Source organism: Streptomyces sp. NPDC085944 (assembly GCF_040686295.1).
Taxonomy (GTDB): Bacteria; Actinomycetota; Actinomycetes; order Streptomycetales; family Streptomycetaceae; genus Streptomyces; species Streptomyces salinarius.
On record NZ_JBFBJX010000015.1, the window covers coordinates 89905 to 107760 of the forward strand.

General features: G+C 72.1%; 19 protein-coding genes and 2 pseudogenes. 9 read left to right on the top strand and 12 right to left on the bottom strand.

Features of this window, described 5'->3' with window-relative positions; all coding sequences use genetic code 11:
• Window positions 1–82: 82 nt before the first annotated feature.
• From AB0P07_RS27380 to AB0P07_RS27400, 5 genes are all read left to right on the top strand, one after another.
• Entirely contained in the window at window positions 83–2314 is a 2232-nt protein-coding gene (locus AB0P07_RS27380; RefSeq protein ID WP_365555195.1) for a helix-turn-helix transcriptional regulator, read from the top strand.
• Between the two features lie 15 nt (window positions 2315–2329).
• Window positions 2330–2887 (top strand): XRE family transcriptional regulator, encoded by a 558-nt coding sequence (locus AB0P07_RS27385; RefSeq protein ID WP_365555197.1) that lies wholly within the window; start codon window positions 2330–2332, stop codon window positions 2885–2887.
• 70 nt (window positions 2888–2957) lie between these two features.
• The gene (locus AB0P07_RS27390) at window positions 2958–3557 is read left to right on the top strand and encodes a dihydrofolate reductase family protein (RefSeq protein ID WP_365555198.1); all 600 of its coding nucleotides are present in this window, start codon (window positions 2958–2960) and stop codon (window positions 3555–3557) included.
• 108 nt (window positions 3558–3665) lie between these two features.
• Window positions 3666–4733 (top strand): nitrilase-related carbon-nitrogen hydrolase, encoded by a 1068-nt coding sequence (locus tag AB0P07_RS27395; protein WP_365555199.1) that lies wholly within the window; start codon window positions 3666–3668, stop codon window positions 4731–4733.
• Window positions 4712–5167, top strand: coding sequence for a VOC family protein (locus tag AB0P07_RS27400; RefSeq protein ID WP_365555201.1), 456 nt, complete (start codon window positions 4712–4714; stop codon window positions 5165–5167). The genes AB0P07_RS27395 and AB0P07_RS27400 overlap by 22 nt, the downstream gene beginning before the upstream one ends.
• A gap of 90 nt (window positions 5168–5257) precedes the next feature.
• Here the strand turns inward: AB0P07_RS27400 and AB0P07_RS27405 are convergent, their stop codons facing one another.
• A complete protein-coding gene (locus AB0P07_RS27405; protein ID WP_365555203.1) occupies window positions 5258–6106 on the bottom strand; it encodes a helix-turn-helix transcriptional regulator in 849 nt (282 codons plus the stop codon).
• Window positions 6107–6242: 136 nt separating this feature from the next.
• Between AB0P07_RS27405 and AB0P07_RS27410 the strand changes: the two genes are divergently transcribed.
• Entirely contained in the window at window positions 6243–7088 is an 846-nt protein-coding gene (locus AB0P07_RS27410; RefSeq protein WP_365555205.1) for an NAD(P)-dependent oxidoreductase, read from the top strand.
• A gap of 336 nt (window positions 7089–7424) precedes the next feature.
• Here the strand turns inward: AB0P07_RS27410 and AB0P07_RS27415 are convergent, their stop codons facing one another.
• Both AB0P07_RS27415 and AB0P07_RS27420 read right to left on the bottom strand, forming a co-directional pair.
• On the bottom strand, window positions 7425–7742 hold the full coding sequence (locus tag AB0P07_RS27415) for a SpoIIE family protein phosphatase (RefSeq protein ID WP_365555348.1): 318 nt from the start codon (window positions 7740–7742) through the stop codon (window positions 7425–7427).
• Window positions 7688–8206, bottom strand: a pseudogene (locus AB0P07_RS27420) (hypothetical protein); the annotation flags it as partial. The gene AB0P07_RS27415 and the pseudogene AB0P07_RS27420, both read right to left, overlap by 55 nt.
• Here AB0P07_RS27420 and AB0P07_RS27425 point away from each other — a divergent pair.
• Window positions 8160–8573: pseudogene (locus AB0P07_RS27425) on the top strand (phosphotransferase); the annotation flags it as partial. The pseudogenes AB0P07_RS27420 and AB0P07_RS27425 overlap by 47 nt on opposite strands.
• Window positions 8574–8766: 193 nt before the next feature.
• On the opposite strand, the gene AB0P07_RS27430 reads toward AB0P07_RS27425, so the two are convergent.
• Window positions 8767–9639 carry a helix-turn-helix transcriptional regulator gene (locus AB0P07_RS27430; protein ID WP_365555207.1) on the bottom strand — a complete coding sequence of 291 codons (873 nt, stop codon included), beginning with the start codon at window positions 9637–9639 and terminating at the stop codon, window positions 8767–8769.
• Between the two features lie 188 nt (window positions 9640–9827).
• On the opposite strand from AB0P07_RS27430, the gene AB0P07_RS27435 reads away from it, so the two are divergent.
• Entirely contained in the window at window positions 9828–10589 is a 762-nt protein-coding gene (locus AB0P07_RS27435) for an SDR family NAD(P)-dependent oxidoreductase (protein ID WP_365555208.1), read from the top strand.
• 385 nt (window positions 10590–10974) lie between these two features.
• Here AB0P07_RS27435 and AB0P07_RS27440 read toward each other — a convergent pair whose 3' ends face one another.
• The 3 genes from AB0P07_RS27440 to AB0P07_RS27450 all read right to left on the bottom strand — a co-directional run bounded on the left by AB0P07_RS27440 (window position 10975) and on the right by AB0P07_RS27450 (window position 12962).
• Window positions 10975–11892, bottom strand: coding sequence for an LLM class flavin-dependent oxidoreductase (locus AB0P07_RS27440; RefSeq protein WP_365555210.1), 918 nt, complete (start codon window positions 11890–11892; stop codon window positions 10975–10977).
• Between the two features lie 135 nt (window positions 11893–12027).
• On the bottom strand, window positions 12028–12387 hold the full coding sequence (locus AB0P07_RS27445; protein WP_365555212.1) for a DoxX family protein: 360 nt from the start codon (window positions 12385–12387) through the stop codon (window positions 12028–12030).
• 80 nt (window positions 12388–12467) lie between these two features.
• Window positions 12468–12962, bottom strand: a complete 495-nt coding sequence (locus AB0P07_RS27450) for a cupin domain-containing protein (protein ID WP_365555214.1) — start codon at window positions 12960–12962, stop codon at window positions 12468–12470.
• 81 nt (window positions 12963–13043) lie between these two features.
• Between AB0P07_RS27450 and AB0P07_RS27455 the strand changes: the two genes are divergently transcribed.
• Window positions 13044–13895: a LysR substrate-binding domain-containing protein gene (locus tag AB0P07_RS27455; RefSeq protein WP_365555216.1), complete on the top strand. Its 852-nt coding sequence runs from the start codon at window positions 13044–13046 to the stop codon at window positions 13893–13895.
• Window positions 13896–14489: 594 nt separating this feature from the next.
• Here the strand turns inward: AB0P07_RS27455 and AB0P07_RS27460 are convergent.
• The 5 genes from AB0P07_RS27460 to AB0P07_RS27480 form a co-directional block, all read right to left on the bottom strand.
• The gene (locus tag AB0P07_RS27460; RefSeq protein WP_365555217.1) at window positions 14490–14978 is read right to left on the bottom strand and encodes an N-acetyltransferase; all 489 of its coding nucleotides are present in this window, start codon (window positions 14976–14978) and stop codon (window positions 14490–14492) included.
• A gap of 203 nt (window positions 14979–15181) precedes the next feature.
• Window positions 15182–16528 (bottom strand): zeta toxin family protein, encoded by a 1347-nt coding sequence (locus AB0P07_RS27465; RefSeq protein ID WP_365555219.1) that lies wholly within the window; start codon window positions 16526–16528, stop codon window positions 15182–15184.
• The gene (locus AB0P07_RS27470; protein ID WP_365555221.1) at window positions 16525–16818 is read right to left on the bottom strand and encodes a hypothetical protein; all 294 of its coding nucleotides are present in this window, start codon (window positions 16816–16818) and stop codon (window positions 16525–16527) included. Before AB0P07_RS27470 ends, AB0P07_RS27465 begins: the two co-directional genes overlap by 4 nt.
• On the bottom strand, window positions 16815–17582 hold the full coding sequence (locus tag AB0P07_RS27475; protein ID WP_365555222.1) for a histidine phosphatase family protein: 768 nt from the start codon (window positions 17580–17582) through the stop codon (window positions 16815–16817). Before AB0P07_RS27475 ends, AB0P07_RS27470 begins: the two co-directional genes overlap by 4 nt.
• Window positions 17579–17779: a hypothetical protein gene (locus AB0P07_RS27480; protein WP_365555224.1), complete on the bottom strand. Its 201-nt coding sequence runs from the start codon at window positions 17777–17779 to the stop codon at window positions 17579–17581. The genes AB0P07_RS27475 and AB0P07_RS27480 overlap by 4 nt, the downstream gene beginning before the upstream one ends.
• Window positions 17780–17856: the final 77 nt, after the last annotated feature.

Consider the following 17856-nt stretch of genomic DNA (forward strand, 5'->3'; position numbering starts at 1 on the left):
GAGGTCGGCATACGCACTCCGTACGTCATGCATACGTGATGCGTACGGTTGACGCTAGAGTGCTGTGACCAGGAGGTGCTCCATGTCAGAGCTGTTCGACGCGGTCGACGCACTCGTCGCGTCCCGCTCCGCGCTGCCGTCGGCGGCGGAGCGCAAACGGTTGCGCGCGGCGCACGGTTTGACGCTGGACGAGGTCGCCGCCGCGCTGAAGGTGCGGCGGGCCACGGTGTCCGGCTGGGAGTCGGTGAAGAAGCCGGTCGAGCCGCGCGGTCCGGAACGCGAGGCGTACGCCCGGCTGCTGAGGCAGCTCGCCGAGCTCTACCCCATGCCGGAGGAGCCGTCCGTCCCGGTGCCCGGCCCACCCGCTGCCACGCACGTCCCGGGGCAGACCGAGGCCCTGTCCACCGGCCCGGCCGTCAAGGAGGCGGCCACGCCCGCAACCGGGAACAGTGCACACTCTGTTGCCACGGCTCTGCCCGCTCCGCCCGCCGCGCCCCGACCGGCGCGGGCGGGCGGACTGTCAGCGACGTCGCAGGGCCCGGGCGCGAAGAAGGCGGCCCCGGCCGGCGCACCGATGCACGCCGGAGAGCGGTTCGAGAACGGCCCGCTCGCGGTCGTCGACGCCGACGCCGACGGCCGGGTTTCGGCGTACTGCACCGGGGGCCTGGTCCTGGACGTGCCCGCCAAGAGCCTCGCGGCCCTGGTGGACTGGACGCTGCGCGAGGCGCGTCTCGGGCAGGCGAGGCTGTCGGGGCCCGGCAAGGACGCCGACCCGCTGCTCGTGCTCACAAAGTCCGCCCTCAAGCGCTACGGTCTGCCCGCCGCTCTCACCGACGAGGAGCGGCTCGCCGGACGAATCCCGGAGAACCACAAGGTCGTCAAGCAACTGGTCCGCGCGCAGTGGAGGCTGACCAAGAGAGGCTTCGGCCCGTGGGCGAGGGTCTACCGTCCCGCTCAGGGTTCGGAGCGGGCCTGCGTGCAACTGTGCATTCCCTCGTGGCACGCACTGGACGCCCGGCACTGGGGCGCGATCGGACAGCTCCCGCCCGCCGAACTCGCCCGCGTGCTGGGCCTGTACGCCTCCCGCGTGATGACGCCGCGCGGATCGACGGCCGTGACGGGCCTGGAGCTGATGACCGCACTGCATCCGCCGACCCGCGCCTCCGAACTTGACTCGGCCGGCAGGCGGCATTCCGAGCACAACCCCGGCAGCCTGGGCAAGGACCCGGTCGACTGCGCGCCCTGCGAGGCCCCCGACGGGCACCCCCTCCTCAAGGACCTGCCGCGCTTCCACGTCCGCGGCCCGGGAGAGAAACTGTTCGAAGAAGCGTACGACTGGGCACGGCCGATGACCGACGACGAGTGCACCCTGCGCCACCTCGTCGGCATCGACGTGAACATGGCCTTCGCCGCCGGCGCCAACGGCCTGAACGTGGGCCTCGGAGCCCCGACACGCGTCGAGGCGCCCGCGTTCGACCCCAAGCTGCCGGGCTCGTGGCTGGTGGACCTGTCCCACGTCGACCTGTCGAGGGTGAAGGCCGGCAAGGAGTGGGTTGAGCTGGAGGGCAGCCTCCTGCCCTCCCCGTTCACGCCGAAGGGCGACCGCCCGGAAGGGCCGTCCTGGTACGCCACGCCCACCGTCGCCTACGCTGTGGAACTCGGCTACGAGGTACACCCGCTGGAGGCCTACGTCCGCTACGAGAACGGCCGCTACCTGGACGGCTGGTACCTGCGGCTGCGCGACGCCTACCTCGCCACGATGGCCGACCTCGGAGTTGCCGCCGACATGCCTCCGGCCGACTTCCTCACCGCGATGGACGGCTACCGGGACCGCGACCCTCAACTCGCCGTCGTCGCCTCCGCCATCAAGGCGACCGTCAAGGGCGGCCTGGGCAAGCTGCGCGAGCGCCCGCGCGGGGAGGGCTGGAAGCCCGGGCAGCCGTGGCGCGCCCTGTCCCGGCCCACGTGGCGGCCGGACATCCGGGCGGCGGTCATCTCCCGCACCCGGATCAACCTCCACCGCAAGATCGTCAAGCACGCGGCGTTCACCGGTCAGTACCCCGTCGCCGTCCTGTCGGACTGCGTCGTCTACGCGGCCGACGGCGAGAGCCCGCTGGACTTCCTGCCCTACCGCGACGGCAAGCCGCTGCCCGGCGGGTTCAAGCTCGGCGTCAACCCCGGCCTGGTCAAGCACGAGGGCACCCAGAGCGTCCTGTGGGGCGAAGAGGTCCGCGACCGGTTCGACGCCCCGGACCTCAACCTCGCCCGTTACATCAAGGACGGCACCGTCACCGACGTCGACCACGGCGAGTAGGGGAGCAGGCAGGCGATGAGCATGTTCGCGGACGGCCTGGACGCCGCCGTACAGAAGGCGTTCACCCGCCCGGCGCCCAAGACCGCGCCCGCGCAGATGCGCTACCTGGTCCGGCAGCTGAAGGGCACGAAGGCGGCCGCCCAACTGCTGCGGATCTCCCAGCGCACCGTCGAACGGTACGTGAAGGGGCAGATCAGAAAGCCCCGTGCGGACCTCGCCGCCCGTCTGGAGGGCGAGGTGAAGAAGCGCTGGCAGCCGCAGATCAGGGCCCGGGCCAGGGCGAAGGCGGCGACCACCGACGGCATCGTCATCGACACTCGCGCCCGCATGGGCTATACCGCGCCGATCGGCTCGACGGACCAGGACCGCGTCCGGCACCTGACCGTCGCCCTGCCCCCGCGGTACGCCGCCCGCCTCTTCGAGGCGCAGGAGTCCGGTTCCGGCGAGCAGCGGCTCCGGGAGATCGCGGCGGAAGCCCTCAAGGAGGTGTACTTCCAGGACGGCGGCCGTCGCGCCGGAAGCCTGGAAGAGGTCCGCTTCACGGACATCCAGCACCTGGAATTCGACCTGTAGTGCCGATGTCGAGATCGCGTGTCCGGCTCCGTCCCCGCACTGAGCCCTTCCCCTCAACGAGGAGCACGAGATGAACCAGCAGACCGGCGGCCGCATCGTCACCAACATGGCCCTCTCCCTCGACGGCCGCTACGCCGCACCGGATAACCCGCTCGACATGAGCTGGGTGATGCCCTACGCGGTGTCCGACGTGGCCCGCGACCACCTCACCGGCCTGTGCGAGACGGCCACGACGGCCTTGCTCGGTCGGGTCAACGCCGAAGGATTCCTCGGATTCTGGCCCACCGTCATCGGCATGAAGGGCGCCGACCCGCGCGACGAGACCTTCGCCGAGTGGCTCGTCGGCGCGGAGAAGGTGGTCCTGTCCTCCACCCTGGACACGGCACCCTGGGAACGGACGACGATCGTCGACAAGCCGACCGCCCAGGTCGCCGAAGACCTCAAGACCACCCGGAACGGCGACGTCCTCGTCCTCTCCAGCGCGAGCGTCGTCAAGGCGCTGCTTCGGGCGGACGCGGTCGATCGCCTGGCGCTCACCGTCTTCCCCGTACTCCTCGGCGGTGGACCGCGCCTGTTCGAGGACGGCCTGTCCGCCGGCGGGTGGACGCTCGTCAGGCAGGCCGCGGGCGAAGACGGCACGCTCGCGCTGGTCTACGACCGCAAGCGCTGACAGGAGCCTGCGAACGCCGCATCCGGACCGGCACCGGCCGGCCTGCCCCGAGGCGCCTACCGTCGGCGGACGGCGAACAGGCCGACCATCTGCTCCCCAGGAGGAACGGTGTTCCGCACGGCCGGGGCCGAGCCCGCCCCCACGTCTTCCGGCACACTCGTCGCCGCCGTGGTCCAGGCCGGCGCGCGCCTCTTCGACACCCCCGCCAACCTCGCCGCGGCGGAGCGGTGGATCCGCGACGCCGCCGGACAGGGGGCCCGGCTGGTCGTGCTGCCCGAGGCGTACCTCGGCGGCTGCCCCAAGGGCCTGGACTTCGGCGTGACCGTCGGCACCCGCACCCCCGAAGGCCGCGAACTGTTCCGCCGGTACTTCGAGTCGGCCGTCGAGGTGTCCGGCCCCCAGGTGCGGCGCCTGGCCGGCGTGACCCGGGAACTCGGCGTGCACGCCGTGGTCGGCGCCGTCGAGCGCGCGGGCGCGACCCTGTGCTGCGTGGCCCTCTACTTCGGTCCGCAGGGGTGCCTCGGCAAGCACCGCAAGCTGATGCCCACCGCGGCGGAGCGGACGATCTGGGGGAGCGGCGACGGCTCGACCATGCCCGTGCTGCACGCCGGGCGGGCGGCCTTCCCGGCGGCGATCTGCTGGGAGAACGACATGCCGCTGTTCCGCACCGCGTTGTACGGCAAGGGCGTGGACGTCTGGTGCGCTCCCACGGTCGACGACCGCGAGAGCCGGCAGGCCACCACAAAACACATCGCGCTGGAAGGCCGCTGTTTCGCACTGAGCGCCAACCAGTACCTGCGGCGTTCCGCACCGCCCGCCGACGTCCACCCGGTCCAGGGGGACGACCCGGACACCGTGCTCATGGGCGGCGGATCCACCGTCGTCTCCCCGCTCGGGGAGGTGCTGGCGGGCCCGCCGAGGGCATCCTCACCGTCGAGCTCGACCTCGGTGACCTCGCACGCTCACGCTTCGACTGCGACCCCGTCGGCCACTACGCCCGCCCGGACGTCTTCACCCTCGCCGTCGACGAGACGGCACGCGGCGCACATCCCTGACCGGGCGTACTGCCGGCAGCGCGACGTACACCCGCCCGGCGTCCCCGGCTTCACGGTTCGGCCCGAGCCGATGTCAGAGCTGTCTGAGAGGGTGCGGGCATGGAGACGACAGTGCAGCTGACGATCGACTGCTCCGACCCGCAGAGGATGGTGGCGTTCTGGGCCGAGGCCCTGGGCTACGTGCCCGAGCCCGCTCCGGACGGGCACCCCACGTGGCGTGCCTACTGGGAGGCGATGGGCGTGCCCGCGCAGGAGTTGCCGGCGGGGGCGGGTGACACCCCGGAGTCGATAGTCGATCCGGCGGGCCGCGGCCCCCGCATCTGGTTCCAGCAGGTGCCGGAGCCGAAGACCGCCAAGAACCGGTGGCACTTCGACCTGAAGGTCGGCGGCGGCCGTGAGGTCCCGCTGGATGTCCGCTCGGGGAGGGTCAGGGAAGCGGTGGACCGGCTGGTCGAGGCCGGTGCCACGGTGCTGAGGATCAAGGACGAGCCGGACATGGAGCTCTGTGCCGCGGCCATGCAGGATCCAGAGGGCAACGAGTTCGACATCGTGTAGACACCACCTCACACGGTGGCCGACGGCACGGACGGCCACCGGCAAGGGAGCGGAAAGAGCGATGCCGCTCAGCGGCCGGTGCGCAGGTGGTCAGGGGTGCGTCGGGGCCAGGTTCTGCAGGCCCACCACCCGCAGCAACTGCAGACGCTCGTACGACTTCGTGCCCGGGCGGGCCGTGTGGATGACGAGCTGCTGGTTGTGGTCGGAGTTGACGAGGACCTCGCAGTCGAGTTCGAGAATGCCGATCGCGGGTTGCCGGAAGCGTTTCGTGGCGGCGCGCCGTACGGCGACCTCGTGTTCGTCCCAGAGACGGGCGAACTCGGGGCTCTTGGCACGTAGCTCGGCGACCAGGGCAGCGGGTTCGGGGTCCGCGGGGCGGGACGCGGCCACCGCTCGCAGGCCGGCGACCTGCTCGCGGGCGCGCTGGGGGCGGTCCTCGGGCGGGAACAGCTCCTGGGCCGCCGGATCCAGGAAGAAGCGGCGGATCATGTTGCGTCCTCGGGCCGGGCGGGCGAGGACGTCTCCGCTCAACGCCCGCGAGAGCGCGTTCTGGGCCAGGACCTCGCCGCAGTCGGTCGCGACCATCGCCGGGGTGTCGTGCAGCCGGTCCAGTACCAGGAGCAGGCCCGGGCGCACGTGCGCGCCGGTCGCCTCCCGGCGCGACGGCTCCTCACCGGCGAGGTGGAAGAGATGGTCGTGTTCGTCCTCCGTCAGGCGCAGGGCGCGGGCCAGCGCGGTGAGCATCTGACGGGACGGGCGCGGCCCCCGGGACTGTTCCAGCCGTGTGTAGTAGTCCACGGACATGCCGGCCAGCTGGGCGACCTCCTCGCGGCGCAGCCCTGGTGTGCGGCGGCGTGCTCCGGCCGCGAGGCCCACGTCGGGGGGTTGCAGGCGGGAGCGGGCGCGGCGCAGGAAGTCGGCTAGTTCGGCGCGGTTCACCCTTCCAGGGTGCGGGAGACCGACCGGGTTATCCAGGGACTCGCGGTCCCCTGATGAAGAGGTCTCTCCCGCCTCGCCCCGCAGCGGTCGAGGGTGGGCGTCGACGACAGACGACACTGCGCGTGAGGAGCACATCATGCTGACTTTGGTGACCGGCACGACAGGACAGATCGGACGCCGCTTCGTGCCCAGGCTGCTGGCCCAGCGGCAGCCGGGCGAACAGGTACGCGTCCTGGTGCGGGACGCGGCCCGCGGCAAGCGCTTCGCCGACCTGGGTGCCCAGGTCGCCGTGGGAGACATGCGCGACGAGGAGACGCTCCGTGAGGCGCTCGCCGGCGTGGACACAGTCGTGAACGTCGCCGCCTCCTTCCGCGGCGTGCCGGACGAGGAGGCGTGGGCCGTCAACCGGGACGCCGCGGTGGCCCTGGGCCGCGCCGCGCAGGCCCTGGGCACGGAGCGGTTCGTGCAGGTCAGTACGAACAATGTGTACGGCGTCGGACGGGGCCGCCCGCTCACCGAGGAGGACGAGAGCCGGCCGGGCGGCGCGATGTGGGGCGCCTACCCCGGGTCCAAGGCCGAGGCCGAGCGTGAACTGCTCGCGCTCAAGGGTCTGGACGTACGCGTCGGACGGCTCCCCTTCGTGTACGGCGAGGGCGACCCGCACCTCGCCAACGCCTTGCACTGGGCGTCCCGTTGGGCGCCGCACCAGCGCCTCCAGATGGCCCACCACGCGGACGTTGCCCAGGGCCTGATGCGTCTGCTGTACGCGCCGGGCCGCGTCTACAACATCGCCGACGACGCCCCCGTCACGACGGTGGAGCTGTACCGGCTCAACGGCGTCGAGGTGCCCGCCGGGCTCAACGAGCTCACGGACCCCGATCCGTGGTTCGGGATCACGTCCAACCAGCGGATCCGCCGGGAGCTCGGCTTCCGGCCCATCTACCCCAGCGTGTGGACGGCCCGGGACGCCGGAGCCTTGTGACGGGCACCGGCCCTCCGGCACCGGCGTACGAGGCGGATCTGAGGCGTCGGCCGGGCGGATCGGCTCGGAAGGCGATCAGGGCGGTGTCGTCGCGGTTGTCGGAGAGGCTGTTCTGCAGGGAGACGAGAGTTCGGACAACTCTCCGTCCCGGTGCCGCGAGGCCGCGGTCAGAAGCCTGTGCTGGCCTTCGGCGAGGGAGGAGGCGGGGGTTTCGATGAGGCCGTCGGTGGAGAGCAGGAGTGTCTCTTGGGGCCAGGGCGCGGGCGCGGCAGGTACGCGGGGCACCGGGGCCGACGCACAGCGGGGACCTCGCCGGTGCCGGTGAGGAAGTAGGGCTCAGCCTGGGCGGGGGACCGGCAGGGGCGGCGGATGCCCGGCATTGGCCCAGGTCAGGCGCCAGGTGCCGTCGGGCAGACGTTGCAGGCGGGCCTGGACGGCCCTGGCGAAGGAGGCGATGTCCAGCATGGTCAGGACGGCCGAGGGAAGGCATTCCGGACCGTGGTTCCAGGCCGGGCCCCGGAGCATGTTCCGCAGCTGCCCCATGGCGGTGGCTGCCTTGAGGTCGTGCCCGGCGCGAGTGCCATCGTCTCGGCCGTGGTGTCCAGCGCGACGACCATCACGCCGTGGCCTTCCGCCAGGGAGACGGGCGTACAGGAGTACACGAAGTACCGGGCCTGTTCCGGGGCGCCGGGGTCGGGCTCACGCGTTTCGGGGAGCCGACGGGGTCGCCCGGTGGCGACCACCTCGTCCAGCACGGTCAGGAACTCCTCCGGGTCCGGTTCGGGAAGCGCCTCCCTCGGGGCAGTCCGACCGGCCGGGCTCCGAGCAGCCTGGCACCCGTCGTTCTGGTAGATTAACCGGTGCTCGCAGCCCGTGGACAACGCGACCGCCGCCACTGTCTCGTCGAAGAGCCTCACGCCGAGGGCTCTCACCGAGCCCGTCACCGGCCCGCGCCGTGCGCCCGCCGGACTCGCGGCAGACCCGGAGTCCGCCGGAGCAGGGTCACCACCTCGGACTCCCCTTCCACGGCCGGCCGCCGGCGCCACCCTTCGGCACGCGCGGACTCCGAGCGCGACGCGGGTCGCCGTCGCCGGGGTCGACGGCGTGTTCGACACCACAGCGATGACGGAACTGTGGAACGCGGCACTGAGCGCGCCGGGACGGGACCGATCCCCGGTGTGGTTCCACGGCGACTTCGACACCGGGAACCTGCTGACCTCCGACGGCTGCCTCAGCGCCGTCATCGACTTCGGCGGGCTCGGTACGGGCGACCCGGCCTGCGACCTGATGATCGCCTTCACCTTGATGTCGGCAAACAGCCGAGCCGCCTTCCGCGAGGCGCTCGGCGTGGACGATGCCACCTGGCTGCGGGGACGCGGTTGGGCCTTGGCCACCGGCCTGAACGCCTACACCTCCTACGCCGCCGGCAACCCCCGGGGCGCCGCGCAGACGACATGGCAGATCACCCAGGCCCTCATCGGCTGACAACGGCACCACCATGCCGTCGCCGCGACGTCCACTCGGCCTGGGCGGACCCGTACGAAGACGGTGACGGTCCGGCAAGTACCCACCTCACAGGGTTCCGCGTTCCATGCGGGCACGCCTCCGGAAGGAAGCATGCGCGCAACCGTCCAGTCCTTGACGTTGCTCGGTTCGACGCCGGAGCGGTGTGTGCTCGTCAGGGTGTCTCCGGGCGCGGGGTGTTTGCCGGTTCGTCGTGTGCCGCACCGGCGGACTCGGTGTGTGAGAGTGCGGCGAGCAGGCGCAGCTTCTCGTCGCTGTCGCTGTCCTTGTCGGGGTAGTAGACGACGAGGATGACGTCGTCGATGGCCAGTTTGTCGCGGTGGAGGCGTAGCTCACCGACGACGGGGTGGTGGAGGGTGGTCGTGCCTCCGTCGAGACTGCGGACGTCGTGGCGGGCCCACAGCGTACGGAACCGCTGACTGGACAGAGCGAGTTCGCCGACGAGTTCGACGAACCGGGGGTTGTCGGTGTCGTCCCCGATGGTGGTGCGAAGGGCGGCCACGAAATCGGCGGTGGCTTTCGTCCAGTCCTGGTGGAAGGCTTGTTCCTCGGGATCGAGGAGGAGAGAACGCAGCCGGTTCTGGCCGGGCCGCAGGCGGGGGGAGAGCGCCACCGCCATGGGGTTGGAGGCCAGGACATCGAACGCGCGTCCCTCGACGAACGCGGGAATCTGCAGGTGGGCCAGCAACTCGTGCACGCGCGCCGGTACGTGCTCGGGGCGCTTGCGTCGCGGCGCCCTGGGGCGTGCCGCCGCGAGGCCGAGCAGATACGTCCGCTCGACGTCGTCGAGTCGCAGGACCCGCGCGAGTGACTCGAGTACCTGCGGTGAGGGGTTCTTGTCACGGCCCCGTTCCAGGCGCAGATAGTAGTCGGGACTGATTCCGGCGAGCAGGGCGACTTCCTCGCGGCGCAGGCCGGGTACGCGGCGGTTGCCCCCGGGCGGGAGTCCTGCCTGTGCCGGCGTGACCAGTTCGCGTCGGGCACGGAGGTAGCTGCCGAGCCGGTTGCCGGATTCCTCGTCCTTCATACCGACACCGTAATGCGGTGTGCGTGCCCCAGAGGGGGCCCTGGCAGGACCAGGGAAGACGAGGGACCTGCCACACCCGGCGGAGGCGGTCAAGACTGCGACAGCACTGTTTCGAAAGAGACAGGGAGCGTCACTGTCTGTGCCGAGGCCCCCACGCCGACGGCACCCTGGACTGAAGGGAAGATGTCATGGATCTCTCCAACCGCACCGTTCTCGTCGTCGGCGGAACCTCGGGTATCGGGCGAGAGCTGGCCCGGCGGTTCGCTGCGGCGGGCAGCACCGTGGCCGTCGGCGGCCGCAGCCCGGCGGCACTCTCGGAACTCGCCGGCGAGGGGTTCGGTACCTTCGCCGTCGACGTCACCGACGGTTCCTCCGTCAAGTCTCTCCGTGATGCCGTGCTCGCCCGGCACCCCGAGCTGGACACCGTGGTGACGATGTCGGGCGTCATGCTCCTCGAGGACCTGCGCGACCCCGCGCACTTCGAGACGGCGGCAACGACGATCGACACCAACCTGCTCGGCACCATCCGCGTCATCGACGCCTTCACCCCGCACCTGGTCAGGCGGGGCACCGGCACCTTCGTCACCGTCACCTCCGGCATCGCCTTCCTGCCGTTCCCGCCGATGCCCTCCTACGCCGCCTCGAAGGCCGCGGTGCACGCCTACTCCGAGGCACTGCGCGCGCAACTCGACGGCACTGGTGTCGGCGTCGTCGAACTGGTGCCCCCGGCCGTCGCCACGGCAGGACAGGAGAAGGTGAACCCGCACGCGCTGCCGCTCGACGACTTCGCCACCGAGGTCATGCACCTGCTGTCGCAAGAGCCCACCCCCCACGAGATCCTCGTCCAGGGCGTCCTCGTGCACCGCTGGGCCGAGCGCGACGGCACCTACGACGACCTCGTCGCTCAGCGATCCCGGGCCCTGGCCCTGCTCCCCGGCCGCCAGGGCTGACCCCGGTCCCTTTCCGACAGGCGGCCTCATGGCTCGTGGCCCGCATCGCGACGTCGTGGCCCGCTGATTCGTGTCCGCCTGTGCCACGGGCCGGGCGTACGGCTGCGGCGCCACTTCCGACATGGTGCCGCTGCCGTGGTTGCGCGTCGACCTCCGACCGCCGGCCGCCGACGCGCGACGCTCTGGGGCGTATCAGTGCGGGGGGTGTCGGTGGGCCGTCAGGCGATGTCCGGCCGGGCCGTGGCGGAACGGGTGCCCGGCCGCCGCCGAAGGGGCGCGTACCCCGGCCGCCGTCGCCCGGGACGTGCGCGGATCGTCGCCCCGGGCACCGGCCGCGGTGACGAGTTCCCGGGTGGCCGGGGCCACCTCCGTGCGAACGTCCGGATCAGCTCCGGATGCCCCGAGGACAGCAGATGGGCGCTCGTGCCCACCTCGACGGTGAGCTGCGCCAACTGCTCGGGCCGGTCCCGCGGCGCATCCTGCGGGAAGCCGCCGGGGCCCGGGGAGATGGTGCGTCGGCGGCGGACCTGCTCCGGCTGCCACCCGGCCCCTCGGCGGCCTCGTCGATGACCAGTCGCCCGCGGGCGAGCCGGGGCGGCGGCACGTGCGGCACGCTGGGCAGCCGGCCGTGGTCGGCGGCCCCGGTCAGGCGCCGCATCCGGGGACCCACCGTGCCCGTCCAGACGGAGATCGGGTGGGCGGGCGCCGGTCCGGCCGCGGCGCCGGCCAGGTGGTAGTGCTTGCCCTCGAAGCGGACCCGTCCGCCGCCGGCCCTCAGGGCGCGAAGAAGGATCTCGATCGCCTCCCGCGTCGCGGCCACGGCCTCGCCGGGGGAGCGGTGGGGTACGCCCTCGGCGGTGATGGAGTCCCAGTACGCCCCGGCGCCCACGCCGAGTACGCCCCGCCCGCCGCTGAGCGGGTCGAAGCCGGCCGAGGTGCGGGCCGGGGCGGCGGGCGGGCGCAGCGGCAGGTTCGCCACGTCGGGCAGGATCCGTATCCGCCGTGTGGCGGCGGCGATCACCGAGAGGGTCGCCCAGGCGTCGAGCAACCCGGGCCGGTACGGGTGGACGGGTACGGTCACCAGTTCCAGTTCCAGGCCGACCGGCTCGGGATCAGCCGCAGCCATCTCGTCGGCTACCTGGACACCGTCGAGGGCTGCGGCTACGTGCGGCGCACCCGCGACCCCGCCGGCCGCCGCCGGCAACTGGTCGCCCTCACCCCCGAGGGCGAGCGGCCCCAGCGCCACCTGATGGAGGTGGCGCAGCGCTCGCAGGACCAGTTCCTCGGCTGCCTGACACCCCACGAGCGCGCCACACTCTCCGACCTGCCGCGACGCGTCCTGACCGCCGACGACCGCGTCCCGGGGCACCCCGCTCCTCTACGGCGCCTCACCTTGGTGAACAGCCGGGTGGGGACCGCGCGTTGTGACCGTGCGTTGTCACAGTCCGGTGGCCAGCCAGATGGTCACGGCCGCTGTGGCGGTGAGTCCGACGTTGAGTGCGATCCGGCGGTCTTCACCAGTCAGGTGCACGGCGATCGCACCGGTCTGCAGGAAAACGAAGCCGACGGCCGCGACCGTCGCCAGCGAGGGCGCGACGCCGGTCAGCGGTGGCAGGACCAGGCCGATGGCGCCGAGTACTTCGACCGTCCCGAGCGCCCTGACGGCGGGCAAGGGTATGCGGTCGACCCAGGCCATCATCGGACGGAGCCGATCGCGGCTGCGAATCACCTTCAGCGTGCCTGCGTAGCAGTAGAAGAGGGCGAGGAGCCCCGCGACGATCCAGTAGGCGATGTTCATCGTTCCCGTTCACGGGCCACGGGTCCGCGCGGCCCTGTCGATTGCGTCGGTTGCGGGAGGGCTCTTGACTCCCGTCGGCTTCAGGCGAGGTCGGTGGCGGGCTCGGTCGCGTAGCGGCTCATCGCGTCGATGTTGGCTTGTCGCGTCAGCGGGCGGCCGTCGGCGAACACGTCCTGGAGATCGCGGAAGTACTGCACGTACAGGTCGGGGGTGAAGGTGCTGAGCATGACGGCGGGCTGGTCGGTCGGGTTGGCGAAGGTGTGCGGGGTGCCTGGCGGAACCATCACGAGCGTGCCCGCGGAGGCGTCGTAGTCGTCGTTCCCGACGGTGAACCGCACGGTGCCGGAGAGGACGTAGAAGCCTTCGTCGTGCTGGGCGTGTCGGTGCTGCGGCGGCCCCTGGGTGTGCGGGGCGAGGACGGACTCGGCGATTGCGAGGCGATGCCCGGTGTGGCTGCCGTCCTCCAGGACGCGCATGCGCGTGGTGCCCAGCATGATCGTCTCGCCGTCGCCGGGACCCGCCACCGATATCGCGGGGTCGACCCGCGGCTCGCTGTTCCTTGCTTCTTCGGTCATGCTCACGAGTGCACCGCCGGAACCTGGCCCGTGTCCAAGACCCGTCCCGCAGCGCCGATACCTTGTGGGTATCGTTGCAGCGTGGAGCTACGGACCTTGCGCTACTTCGTGGCGGTCGCCGAGGAACTCCACTTCGGCAGGGCCGCCGCCCGACTGCACATGAGCCAGCCGCCGCTGAGCCGGGCGATCAAGCAGTTGGAGGCCGAGATCGGGGCCCTCCTCTTCGTCCGCTCGCCGGCCGGCGTCGCGCTCACGCCGGTGGGCACGGTGCTGCTCGACGAGGCGCGGGCGCTGCTCGACCATGCCGACCGCGTCCGTGTACGCGTCGGCGCGGCGGCCGGCGCCGCCACCATCACCGTGGGCATCCTGGGCAACGGTGGCGACCCGGGGGCGTCCAGGCTGGCCGCCGCCTACCGTCGGGACCACCCCGGCATCGACATCCGCATCCGCGACACCGACCTGACCGACCCGACGTGCGGGGTGCGCGCCGGACTGGTCGACGTGGCCCTTACGCGGGCGCCCTTCGACGAGACCGGCCTGACGGTGTGTGCGCTGCGTACCGATCCGGTCGGCGTGGTCCTGCGCGCCGACGATCCCCTGGCCCGCCGCGACCGGTTGTGGCTGGCCGAACTGGGCGACCGCCACTGGTTCCAGTTCCCGCATGGCACCGACCCCGTCTGGCAGGCGTACTGGAACGGTGGCAGGCCGCGAGAAGGGCCGGTGGTGCGCGCCGTTCAGGAATGCCTGCAGGCCGTGTTGTGGAACGGCACGGTCGGACTGGCCCCCCTCGTGGACGACCTGCCCGCAGGGCTGGTCGTGGTGCCGCTGGCCGACATGGCGCCGAGCCGAGTGGTGGCGGTGTGGAACGAGGGTGACACCAACCCGTTGATCCGATCCTTCGTCCGGATCGCGACAGTCGCGTACCGCCACTGAGGGCCGGCATCCGGTGCTGCCGCATTCCGTGGACGAATCGAACGCTGCGGCTCGGTCCGGTCGCGATCACCGCGCGGGCCCTCGCGCCGGCCGTGCCGGCAGGGGCGTCCATGCGTGCTTCGGCGAGCGGCAGCAAGTCCGGCACGCGATGGAGCGGCGTTGTCGGGCAGCTGCTCAGTATCCTCCCCGGGTTGCTCGGCGCCCGGCCTCAACACGACCTGTCGGCCGCCACCGCGACGCCGGCGTCGGGAGATGAAATCGGTCAGTGTGCAACCGTCCACGAGCGCCTTCTCCTTCGTACCACCACGGGGGCTCTGGACCTCCGGGTCGCAGACGAGGGCGAGCAGCCCGGACTGCCTGAGACCGGCCCGTGCCGTGGGGCCACCCGTGAGGGCGAAGTCCTCACCGAGGAGGTAGTACCCGATGAGCCGCCGCCTGGCCGAGGGCGGCGGCGAGGAGGTCTGACGGGCGTGATCGACCTGCTCGTGCGCTGACGAGCACCTCCCCGACAGGCCGTACGGGGCTTGTCCCGTAAAGATCGCCGGGGGCGGGTAGTGGGCTGCCTCGTGTCCGGACCCGGGAAGGTGACTGAGCCTACGTGAGTTCCTTCCGCATCAACGTGCACATCGTCTCGTGGCGGCGTAGCGACCCATCAGGGGCTTGCTCGTCCCAGGAGTCCGGCTGACGGTCGTACGCGACATAGCCCAGCCTCTCGTACAGCGCACGTGCCCGAGTGTTGCTTTCTTCCACACCGAGTTCGGCCTGCCGCAGGCCGCGGTTCCTGATCCGCAGTTCTGCGGCTTCGACAAGAAACGTGCCGATCCCGCACGACTGCAACGCGGGGTGGACTGCCAGCTGCCACAAAGTGCCGACCCCCTTCTTGACCCGGTAGTCCACGCCGCCTTTCGCCACAGGGATGTCCGTCGCGGGGCAGACCGCAAGGTAGTCCACCTCGCCGGCCCGAACACGTTCCAACTGCTCGGCGACGCCGGCCAGGTGGTGCTCAGAGCCCGCCCACCCGCACGACACGAGGTCCGCATGCACCAAATCACGAGCTGACAGCTTCAAGACAACATCGATCATCTCCACTACCTCCGGCGAGCCAGCATCCATGCCGATCACACCGAGCGCAACGCCGTTTCCTCAGCCCCACACTCCTAGGCGCTACGCGGATCGTCGCCTGTCCGGCTCACCTTGCGCAGGGTCGCGCATCAGTGGGGAAGGCACACGGTGGACTGCGCCGACCATGAGGCCCGCGCAGTGAAGGCGCGGGCCTCTCTCGTGCCCTACCTGCCGCGCCCGCGGCCCTGCTCGGGGCTGCGGCCGGGTCGGGGCACAACCGCCGGACTCGGCCGCATGGCCGGACTGTCGCCGGAGGATCGGGTGACGGTCGTCGACCGGCTTCGTGCCGCCGCGGCGCTGGGCCGGGCGGGCAGAGCCGAACCCGGTTCGCCGACAGCGCGGTGCGCGGCGGTGTTCAGGACCTGGCGCTGCTGCTGCTCCTGACCCCGTTGGCCGGGTGTGAGCGTCGCGCGTCGGGCGAGTTCCCCGAGCAGTCGTTCAGTGGCCGCCTCCTGGCGTCCGGCGGTCTGCGCGGTGCCTGCGGACAGGGCCGCATGTCGGTCGACGAGGGTGTGCGCGAGGAGCTGCACGACATCGGCGTCGGTGTGGGCGGCCAGCGTCGGATCGGGCCCGGCCGGAGCGGTGCCGCGCAGCTGAGCGGCACGTGCGGTGACCTCCCTCCACGGCGCGGTGGGCGGAGGGAGAAGCGGCGCGGCTGCCTGGGCGATGTACTCCAGCTCCGGCATCGCGAAGTCCGGGGCGATCAGCGTCGCGGCCGCGTGCCGGGCGGCGAACTGGGCGGCCTCGGCGGGCGACCGCACACGGGCGTGCTCGCTCCTGATCGCGGCGACGAGGGCCAGCTGGTCCTCCGGCGTGCTCCGGCCGGCGGCGACGGGCTGGGAGTGCACGGTGGAGCCGTTGCGGCGCAGCACGGCCGCGTAGTCCCCCAGGCCCTCCGCCTCGAAGGCCGCAGCGCCGCGGACCACTCCGGCGAGCGCGGCGTCATGGATGGCTGGGTCGACCAGGCGGCCGTGCCCGCGCTCCTGGAGTTCCTCCAGATAGCGGGACATGACGCCCAGTCGGCTGACCGGGCCGGGCACGGCGACGAAGGCCGTCTCGATCCGGTACGGGGCGACGCCGGGCGGCAGCTGGGCCGACTGGACACGGCGGCAGATGTTCTCGTACTCGTCCGGGGTGACCATGGCGGACTCCAGCAGGATGTGGAAGCCGCGCTCCAGCGCGTACTGCTGGGCCTGTTCCCACCATGCGTCTCCGTCCGGCCGGACCAGGGCGTCGGCCTCCTGCGGCCGTTCGGCCTGCCAGCGCGCGTAGTCGGGGTGGTGGGGGTTGTAGAAGTCCATGTTGATCCAGGCCACCTCCCCGCTGCGCTCCAGGCTGTCCTTGACCATGCGGGTGACGGCCGTCTTGCCCGCCCCGGTCTGCCCGGCCACGATCACCACGACCGGCGCCTGCTGCGGGGTGCAGTCCTCCAGGTAGACGGGTGCGATCTGCTCGCGGAAGATGCGCCGATTCTCCTCCGGCGGCAGCCGGCCCTCGGGGGCCGGGCTCACGCGGCCCCGCCGGCGAGGTAGCGGCGCACCGTCCGGGACAGTGCGTGGGCACGCTCCAATGCGGCCGTGTCGTCCGGGCGCATCCGGAGCTGGGCACGGCCCAGGTCCCGCTGGTAGCGGGTGAGCTGCTCCGCGCGCGTGCCGTCGGCGTCGCGGAGCGCGGCGGAGACCTCCGCCACGGCCGACCGCAGGTCGGCGAGTGCGGCCTCGTAGGGTTGGTCCCCGTACAGACCTCCGGGAACCGGTTCGACGTGCGCGAGGATCGGGTCGGTGGGGGAGTGGTCGGTCATGTGGGAGTCATTCCTTCCATGTCGTCCAGCGAGGTCAGGTGAGCGGTGTCGCCCCAGGTGACCAGACGCAGCCGGTGGCCGTCGCCGTTCCAGTGCGACACCGAGGCGTTCGGGACCGGCGGCAGTTCCTCGGGCGCGACGGCGCCGATTCCGGCGAGGACGTAGCGCAGGGCGATGACCACGCCGTCGTGCGCGACGACCAGGACCCGGCGCCCCGGCGCGGCCCGCCCCAGGTCGGAGACGAACTGGCCCACGCGTACGGCGACGTCCGTGAAGGCCTCCCCGCCCGGCGGCCGATAGCACCACTCGCCCAGCAGTTCCCGGCGCTCCGCCTCCTGCGGCGCCCGGGCCCGCAACGCCGCCGGAGGATGCAACTCGAACACACCCATCTCCCGGTCCCGCAGCCGCTCGTCGACCAGCACCTCCAGCTGCGGCCCGCCGAGCCCGGCAACGCGGGCCGCCATCCCCTCCCACGTCTGCAGCGCGCGGGTGAAGGGGGAGCACGCCACCAGGTCCGGCCCGGCCTCCGGCGCCTGCCCGGCCAGCCAGTCGCCCAGCGCGACCGCCTGCGTGGCTCCCCGCTCGGACAGCGGAACGTCCCGGTCCCGGCCGGGCACCGGCACGGTGGCCCCGGACTCCTCCGCCGCGGCGAAGGCGACGTTGGCCGTGCTCTGCCCGTGCCGCACGGCCCACAGCCCGGCCAGCGCACAGGGCGGCACCAGGGCAACCGGCGGTGTCCCACCGGGCGTCGCTCGTACGGTCATGACGTCCCTTCACCGGACTCTCCGGCTTCGACACGGATTTGAACGGCGAGAGCCCGGGCATCCTCGGCCTGCTGCGCCGCTTCGGCGCGGCCCTCCCGGTCGGCGAGTCCACGCGGCTTTGCGGACAGGGCGAGGCGGGCTGGAGCGATGCGACTGTATGCGTAGCGGTCGGCGTCGGGATCGGGCGCATCCGTCATGCCGTCAGGCTATCCCTGCCTCCAGCCATGCCGTGTTCCGTCCCGGTCGTGCGTTCGATGGGCGGCACCTCGATGGC